We start from the raw sequence: 2,375 nt of genomic DNA on the forward strand, positions 1-2,375 counted from the left end.
GCGGCGGGTGCAGCGGCAGGCACGTCGATGGTCGGTGCCACCTTGACCACGCGCAGGCGGTCACCCTTCTTCACGCGCACTTGCTCGGACGGGCTCTGGAAGTGAGAGTCCTTGCGCTTGCGCAGGGTCAGTGCAATGGCGGCAATGATGGCCACCAGCAAGATCACGGCAGCGATCTGCACGGGGAACAGGTAGTGCGTGAACAGCTCGATGCCCAGCGCCTTGGCGTTAGGCACCTTGGCCACGTCAGGCGGGAAAGGCTTGGCAGTGGGCAGATCGAAACCGCGGGTCAGCACGAAGGCCATTTCCACGGCAATCACGGCGCCAATGCCACCGGCCAGTGGGAAGTGCTTCCAGAAGCCCTGACGGATGGAGTCGATGTTGATATCGAGCATCATCACGACGAACAGGAACAGCACCATGACCGCCCCCACGTACACGAGCACGAGGGAGATGGCCAGGAACTCTGCTTGCAGCAGCATCCACACGCACGAGGCGCTGAAGAACGACAGCACCAGATGCAGTGCGGCGCTCACGGGGCTCTTGGCGGTGATCACGCGGAAGCCCGCGAAGACCAGCACCGAGGCGAAGATATAGAAAAGTAGGCTAAAGGTGTCCATATCGGGTCAGCGGTATTTCGCGTCCGCCTCCTTGTTGGCTGCGATTTCCTTTTCATAGCGATCACCCACCGCCAGGAGCATGTCCTTGGTGAAGTACAGATCGCCGCGCTTTTCGCCGTGGTATTCGAAGATGTGGGTTTCCACGATCGCGTCCACGGGGCAGCTTTCTTCGCAGAAGCCGCAGAAGATGCACTTGGTCAGGTCAATGTCGTAGCGCGTGGTGCGGCGCTGGCCGTCATCACGCACGGCCGACTCGATGGTGATGGCCATCGCCGGGCACACGGCTTCGCACAGCTTGCAGGCGATGCAGCGCTCTTCGCCGTTGTCATAACGGCGTTGGGCGTGCAGGCCACGGAAGCGTGGCGACATTGGCGTCTTTTCTTCAGGGAACTGCACGGTGACGTACGGTTTGAAGACGTGCTTGCCAGTCAGGGCCATGCCCTTGAACATTTCCAGCAGGAAGAAGCTGGAGACGAAATTTTTGAGGGACGTTGCAGACATGATGGTGGCCCCTTATTTCCAGATGTTCCAAGGCGACATCATCCAGCCGCCAACCACAACCAGCCAGATCAGCGTGATGGGGATGAAGATCTTCCAGCCCAGACGCATGATCTGGTCATAACGGAAGCGAGGGAACGATGCGCGCACCCACAGGAACATGGTGACGACGACAAAGGCCTTGGCGAACAACCAGAACCAGTTCCAGATGTACATCGTGTGCTCGATGAAGTCTGGCGTCGTCATGCCCAGCAGCTTGAACGACACTGGCGCAATCCAGCCGCCCAGGAACATGACGGCGGCCAGCGTGGACACCAGGATCATGTTGGCGTACTCGGCCAGGAAGAACATCGCGAAGGCCATGCCCGAGTACTCGATCATGTGACCGGCCACGATTTCGGATTCACCTTCCACCACGTCGAAGGGGTGACGGTTGGTTTCAGCCAGACCAGAGATGAAGTACACGATCGTGATAGGCAGCAGCGGCAGCCAGTTCCAGGACATGAAGTTCACACCCGAATTGGCGAACATGCCCTTGCCCTGGCTCAGCACGATGTCAGTCATGTTGAGCGAGCCGGCCGTCATCAGCACGATCACCAGGCAGAAGCCCATGGCGATTTCGTAGGACACCATTTGCGCCGAAGCACGGATGGCGCCCAGGAAGGCGTACTTGGAGTTCGAAGCCCAGCCGGCGATGATCACGCCATAGACTTCCAGCGACGTGATCGCCATCAGGAACAGCAAGCCCGCATTGACGTTGGCCAGTGCAGCTTCAGGACCAAAAGGCACCACAGCCCATGCAGCCAGCGCAGGCATGATCGTCATGATCGGGCCCAGCAGGAACAAAGGCTTGTTCGCGGCCGATGGCAGGATGATTTCCTTGAAGATCAGCTTGACCGCATCGGCGATAGGCTGCAGCAAGCCCAGGGGGCCTGTGCGGTTGGGACCCGGACGGATCTGCGACCAGGCAATCGCCTTGCGCTCCCACAGGGTCAGATAGGCCACGCAGCCCAGCAGAGGCAGCAAGAGCGCCACGATCTTGATCAGCGACCAGACCACGGGCCAGGCTGCGCCGAGGTTGGCGGCTCCGGTGTTGTACAGGGTGTCAATCATCTGTTGTCTCCCCTACCCTTCAGGCTTTTTCGACGCGGATGGCGCCGAAAGATGCGCCCAGCGTTGCGGTGGCCGGGGTACCGGCAGGCACGCGCACCACGTTGGCGGGCTGGCTGGCGTCGAGGACAGCGGGCAGCACTGCAC

Annotated in this window: 3 protein-coding genes; all 3 read right to left on the reverse strand. The window is 60.4% G+C overall.

Features of this window, described 5'->3' with window-relative positions; all coding sequences use genetic code 11:
• A partial coding sequence (locus EPO09_RS09985; protein ID WP_290642666.1) for an NADH-quinone oxidoreductase subunit J occupies positions 1-620 on the reverse strand: 620 nt, incomplete at its 3' end.
• Positions 621-626: 6 nt separating this feature from the next.
• The gene (gene nuoI, locus EPO09_RS09990; RefSeq protein WP_290642668.1) at positions 627-1,121 is read right to left on the reverse strand and encodes an NADH-quinone oxidoreductase subunit NuoI; all 495 of its coding nucleotides are present in this window, start codon (positions 1,119-1,121) and stop codon (positions 627-629) included.
• 12 nt (positions 1,122-1,133) lie between these two features.
• Positions 1,134-2,231, reverse strand: a complete 1,098-nt coding sequence (gene nuoH, locus EPO09_RS09995) for an NADH-quinone oxidoreductase subunit NuoH (protein WP_290642670.1) — start codon at positions 2,229-2,231, stop codon at positions 1,134-1,136.
• Positions 2,232-2,375: the final 144 nt, after the last annotated feature.

The organism is Aquabacterium sp. (genome assembly GCF_004297345.1).
GTDB lineage: Bacteria > Pseudomonadota > Gammaproteobacteria > Burkholderiales > Burkholderiaceae_C > Aquabacterium.